Below are 5,947 nucleotides of genomic sequence, written 5' to 3'. Positions count from 1 at the left end.
CCTATAGAAGAAAAACATAGCTATAGCTGGATTGAATCCTCTCAAAAAAGGAGGGAGCGTTTGGGGGAACTTACGACCCCTGTGATTACTGTAGCCGATAGAGAAAGCGACATTTTTGAGTTTTTACACGACCTTATCGAATCGAACGAACGGTTTGTCATACGTGCCCAACATAATCGTTTTACTGGAGAATGTTACTCAAAGTATGCGGATAAATTATTTTCATTATTAGAGCAACAGCCTGATGAGGGGACACTAACCACTCTAATCAATGAGTCCAGTACGCATGAAATTAAAGAGATCACTCTTCAGCTCAAATCACTTCAATCCGTTGCTCTTCCTGTGCCTCGTGATGTTTCAAAGGAACAATATACTCCAATCAAGGTCGATGTGGTTATGGCTTACAATGAGGAGTACTGTTGGATTTTGCTCACCAACCTTCCTACAAAAACCATCGAACAAAAAAAAGAAGTGGTGAATATCTATAAGTCGAGGTGGCACATTGAGGATTATCATAAAATTTTAAAAACGGGTTATCAAATCGACGAAATTTATCTGCACTCTTCGCGACAAGCAATTATTAGTGCTTTAGCGCTCATTTCACTTTCTGCCTGCCGTTTATATTGGGTTATTTATGTGGGACGAGTAGATCCTGAATGTAAGGCTGATGAGTTATTTAATGAATATGAGTGGAAATCTCCTTATATTTATTTAAAAGAGCCCCTCCCTTTAGAACCACCGCCTCTAGCAGAAGTTATTATACAAATTGCCCGTATGGGTGGATATAAAGTACAAAAAAATCCCTACCACCTGGCATCAAATCAATGTGGTTGGGATTTCAAGCTCTAGGAATTGCTGCAGAAATGTTCAAAAATGTTTTGTCAATAAAAACTTAGGGCCAATTGGAAGCTTTATGCGCGGAATCCAGAGACCTGATTCAAAAAAACGCTGTGTTAACCGCGAATATCGCACTGGATACCGCGCATAAAGCGCGGTACGTAGGGGCTAGACTACTGCTTAAATTTAAATCATTCGGCGCTCTAGCACTTTATTCCTGATGCTTTTCGACGCCCCATGGCTTGATCGTGGGACATCGCTCAGGAAAACCTTATTTTTATAACATCCACCCTTTGAGAGTTTCACTAATTACTGTTATTATCCAACCCTTTTTGAATTAATATTTTTAGTATCCTATGTCAGAACAACCACTATTTTTAAAAAAACTAATAACTACGCTGGATGATAACCAGGCAATTGATATTGTTGTGATTGATGTCATCCAGCAAACTTCAGTAACTGATTATATGGTCGTCTGTAGCGGACGTTCATCACGCCATGTAAAAGCGATTGCTGAGTTTGCAATTGAAGCAATGAAAAAAACAGACTTGACTGTGCTTAGCCATACTGGTTTGGAAAGCGGTGAATGGGTTCTGGTAGACTTTGGTGATATTGTGTTGCATGTTATGCAACCTGATATCCGTGCTTTCTATAATCTGGAAAGCCTCTGGCTAGGCAATCCCTCGTCTAAATAAGCAAAAGTATGTTAAAACTTACTCTCATTGCCTGCGGTAATAAAATGCCGTCTTGGGTTACTCAGGGTGTTTCTGAGTATTCAAAACGACTACAAGAACATGTAAATCTGAATTTGATTGAAATTCCTCTGGCAAAGCGAGGAAAGTCCAGTGATTTGTCACGCATTTTAGAAAAAGAAGCGACCTTGATGACAACAGCAATTCCTCAAGGAGCCCATCTTATAGCCATGGATATTGGTGGAGAGGAATTCAGCAGTGAAAAATTAGCTTTAAAACTGGGACAATTACAGCAGATTACAAGTCACTTATGTTTTTTTATAGGTGGCCCAGAAGGGTTAAGCCCTTCTATTCTAGCCAAATCTCATGAACGTTGGTCCTTATCAAACCTGACGCTTCCCCATCCTCTGGTTCGGATTATCCTGTTTGAAGCACTCTACAGAGCCTGGTCTATTATGCACAATCACCCTTATCACAAATGAGGTTTTAAGCTAACATATCTACTGTTTTCCCCTGAGGATAGATTATTTAAGATGCGTCTAAATCAATCAGTGAGAAATGAGTGCTCGGAGTCACATATACAGCGCTTTCGCTTGAACCTGCTCGTTGTGTTAATCGTTCTCCTATCCTGCATCCTGATTGCACGCTTGGCCTATTTACAAATTTCCCAGTTTAAACGTTATCAAACCTTATCACTAAAAAATCAAATGGGTATTATTCCTATTGCCCCCCCCAGAGGAATTATTCTTGATCGAAATGGTATTGTGCTTGCTGAGAACACACCGGTTTATGTTCTGGAAATTATTCCTGAACGTGTAAAAAATATGCCTCAAACATTAGAAAAATTAGTAAACCTGCTTCCCTCCATTAATGAAGACGACATTGACAATTTTAAACGGGCTCGTAAACAAAACCGTTCTTTCGTCCCAATACCTCTCAAACTGAAACTTAGCCAGGAAGAGGTCGCTACGTTCGCCAGCAACCAATATCAATTCCCTGGGGTCAGTATTAAAGCAAGGCTTATGAGATTCTATCCTTTTGGGGAAGTTGCCGCCCACATTTTAGGGTATGTAGGCCGCATTAATGTGCAGGAACTGCGTCAGGTTGATCCAACCAATTATCGTGCCACGAATTTTATAGGTAAAGCTGGCATTGAAAAATACTATGAAAATATTTTACATGGGGAAGTAGGCTATCAGCAGGTTGAAACGGACGTTAGCGGCAGGACATTAAGAGTACTTCATAAACAAAATCCTGTTTCTGGTGAAAAACTATTCTTAACCATAGACTCTCGCCTGCAGGAAGCCGCTTATCAAGCATTAAAAGACAAGCGAGGAGCTGTTGTGGCAATCGATCCACACAATGGTGATATCCTTGCCATGGCCAGTTCCCCCAGTTTTGACCCCAACATTTTCGTTAAAGGGATTACCTCCAAGGATTATCAAAATCTTGCCGCAGCCCGTGAGAAACCACTTTATAACCGTGCGGTAAGAGGCCTTTACCCTCCTGCATCGACGATAAAACCCTTTATGGGAATCGCTGGATTGGAAAAAGGGGTGATAGACAGTCATTACAGCATTTACGACCCAGGCTGGTTTAAATTACCGGGAATCAGTCATGCTTATCGTGACTGGAAAAAGACGGGCCATGGAATGATTAGCCTAAAACGAGCAATTACCGTATCTTGCGATACTTATTTCTATCAATTAGGCCATAAAATGGGTATCTCAGCGATTGAAGATATGCTGGTGCAGTTTGGTTTTGGCCAATTAACCCATGTTGATCTATTTGAAGAGGCGCCTGGTTTAATGCCCAACAAACGGTGGAAAATACAAAACAAAGGCATTCCCTGGTATCCTGGCGACACTATTATTACCTCTATCGGACAAGGTTTTATGTTGGCCTCCCCCTTACAATTAGCTAATGCAACAGCCTCTTTAAGTCAAAAAGGAAAACGATATCGCCCCCATCTGTTACTAAAATCCCAGAGTGATAAAGGGGAATTTCACGAATATAAACTATTGGAAGAGTATCCAATGCATCTTAAGGATGACAATTATTGGTCAATTATTGCCGAAGCAATGCGAGCTGTGATTGTCAGTAACGAAGGTACAGGGTATCGTTTCGGCCGCAAGCCCCCCTACTCTGTTGCCGCTAAAACCGGTACTGCACAAGTATTTGGAGGTAGACAGTATGAGAAAGCACGTTATGAAGACATCCCCGAATACTTAAGGGATAATTCCTTGTTTATTGCCTTCGCTCCTGTAGAGAAACCGGAAGTAGCCCTGGCAGTGATCGTTGAGAACGATTTTGTAGCCTCCAATGTAGCACGCAAGGTTATGGATGCCTATTTTGAATTAAAGAAAGAAGTAAAATCATGAGAACTCACGCACGCCCCGTTTATCGATTAACTGCCAAATCAATTCACATTGATTTACCCTTGCTGGGCCTGCTGCTGACATTAATCCTGTTTGGTATGTTGATTCTCTATAGCGCCTCTAATCAAAATGCCAGCATGGTTGTTCGCCAGGCCATGAGATTAATTTTTGCATGCGGGATAATGTTTATTTTTGCCATGATCCCACCCCACAAATACAAAATATGGACGCCATGGATTTACGGCGTGGGTTTAGGGCTGCTTATTGCTGTGATGCTCATGGGAAAAATTGGTAAAGGGGCTCAACGCTGGCTTGACCTGGGATTCTTCCGCTTTCAACCCTCTGAAATTATGAAACTGGCAGTTCCCATGATGACAGCCTGGTATTTCGATCATAAATCAGCAGATATTAAGTCCTTGCTGGTTGCTGGGGCTATTATTTTTCTTCCTGCCCTTTTAATTGCCAAGCAACCTGATTTAGGCACGGCAATTATGGTTGTAGCCGCAGGATTAAGTGTGGTTTTTCTTGCCGGAATAAGTGTTCAGATATTACTTGTTATGGTCGCTATGATAGGATTTGCAGCACCTGTATTATGGCATTTTATGCATTCTTATCAGAAACAAAGAATTTTTACTTTGTTGAATCCCGAACATGACCCTCTTGGTTCAGGTTATCATATTATTCAATCCAAGATAGCAATAGGCTCAGGCGGAACCTTTGGCAAAGGTTGGCTTGAAGGCAGCCAATCTCACCTTAACTTTTTACCTGAGCACGCTACTGATTTCATTTTTGCAGTGAGCGGTGAAGAGCTTGGTTTTATCGGCAGTAGTATTTTACTTGTTTTGATTATTTTAATCTCTTTACGCGGCCTCTATATAGCAAGACATGCACAAACAAGTTTCACCCGGTTATTAGCTGCAAGCCTTGCCATGACATTTTTTTTATCAGCGTTTGTCAATATTGGCATGGTAATGGGCATCTTACCTGTAGTAGGCATTCCCCTGCCTCTGGTTAGTTACGGCGGAACAGCAATGGTGACTTTTCTTGCCAGTTTCGGCATTCTTATGTCGATTAGCTCCCATCGAATTTTATTTAACAGCTTGTTTTAGGTGCGTATTAATTTTAATCAGAAACCATTAATAAATTAGTAACTGGAGCAAAACTTTTGCGGTGAATAGCACAAGGACCACGTTCAGTTAATGCTCTTTTATGCATTACTGTTGCATAGCCTTTATGAGCAGCAAACCCATAACCCGGATAAATTAGCTCCATCGCTTCCATTTCCTGATCCCGCAATACCTTCGCCAAAATAGAGGCTGCCCCAATAGAAGGAACCAGAGCATCACCATTGATAATCGCCTTACAAGGAAGAGCTATTTGTGGAATAAATTTACCATCTATTAAAATTTCATTTGGTCTTATCGTTAATGCATCAATTGCCCTTTTCATGGCCAATAAGGTCGCATGATGAATGTTTAATCGGTCTATTTCTTCCACCTCAGCACGACCATAAGCAAAACAACGGGCTTCCTCTTTAATCCGGGCAGCCAATTCTTTACGCTTGGCAGGTGTCAGCTTTTTGGAGTCCGTAATGCCCTCTATTGGTTTATTCAAAATAACTGCCGCTGTAACAACAGGTCCAGCCAGTGGTCCTCGCCCTACCTCATCAACACCAGCTATACAGTTATCCATCCTTTGGCTCCTCGTTGTTTAAAATGGCCGATAATACCTGTTTGAAATTGATTAATCATCTAAAAGTACTCAATTTTTGCTTATCGATTAACAATAAGTCATAAAAAGACCATTGATGATAATCAGGGGTTGTTGACATTTCAACTTAAACTGCTCACTTCCCGCGCTTTATGAGCCGGATCCGCGCAAACCACACGAAACTAACTATCCTCTTGACAAGGTTTGAAACTAGATTCCGCGCATAAAGCTTCCAATTGGCCCTAAGTTTTTATTGACAAAGCTCTTATAATGCTGTTTAAGAGCTTTTTTATTTTAATGGAGTAAGAAGTGCTTGGTACAGGAACAACA

At 41.1% G+C, this 5,947-nt stretch carries 6 protein-coding genes; 5 read left to right on the top strand and 1 reads right to left on the bottom strand.

Features of this window, described 5'->3' with window-relative positions:
• The 5 genes from E1O65_RS12265 to rodA form a co-directional block, all read left to right on the top strand.
• A partial coding sequence (locus tag E1O65_RS12265) for an IS4 family transposase (RefSeq protein WP_133133883.1) occupies positions 1 to 849 on the top strand: 849 nt, incomplete at its 5' end.
• 344 nt (positions 850 to 1,193) lie between these two features.
• A complete protein-coding gene (gene rsfS / locus E1O65_RS12260; protein ID WP_133133882.1) occupies positions 1,194 to 1,532 on the top strand; it encodes a ribosome silencing factor in 339 nt (112 codons plus the stop codon).
• Positions 1,533 to 1,540: 8 nt separating this feature from the next.
• Entirely contained in the window at positions 1,541 to 2,011 is a 471-nt protein-coding gene (gene rlmH / locus E1O65_RS12255) for a 23S rRNA (pseudouridine(1915)-N(3))-methyltransferase RlmH (RefSeq protein ID WP_133133881.1), read from the top strand.
• Positions 2,012 to 2,062: 51 nt separating this feature from the next.
• Positions 2,063 to 3,910: a penicillin-binding protein 2 gene (mrdA, locus tag E1O65_RS12250; protein ID WP_133133880.1), complete on the top strand. Its 1,848-nt coding sequence runs from the start codon at positions 2,063 to 2,065 to the stop codon at positions 3,908 to 3,910.
• Positions 3,907 to 5,016, top strand: coding sequence for a rod shape-determining protein RodA (rodA, locus tag E1O65_RS12245; protein ID WP_133133879.1), 1,110 nt, complete (start codon positions 3,907 to 3,909; stop codon positions 5,014 to 5,016). Before mrdA ends, rodA begins: the two co-directional genes overlap by 4 nt.
• Positions 5,017 to 5,029: 13 nt before the next feature.
• Here rodA and rnhB read toward each other — a convergent pair whose 3' ends face one another.
• Positions 5,030 to 5,599, bottom strand: a complete 570-nt coding sequence (rnhB, locus tag E1O65_RS12240; RefSeq protein ID WP_133133878.1) for a ribonuclease HII — start codon at positions 5,597 to 5,599, stop codon at positions 5,030 to 5,032.
• Positions 5,600 to 5,947: the final 348 nt, after the last annotated feature.

The organism is Legionella sp. W10-070 (genome assembly GCF_900640175.1).
Lineage (GTDB): Bacteria > Pseudomonadota > Gammaproteobacteria > Legionellales > Legionellaceae > Tatlockia.
The sequence above is the reverse complement of the archived record's forward strand: the minus strand, read 5'-3'. Positions and strand labels throughout refer to the sequence as shown.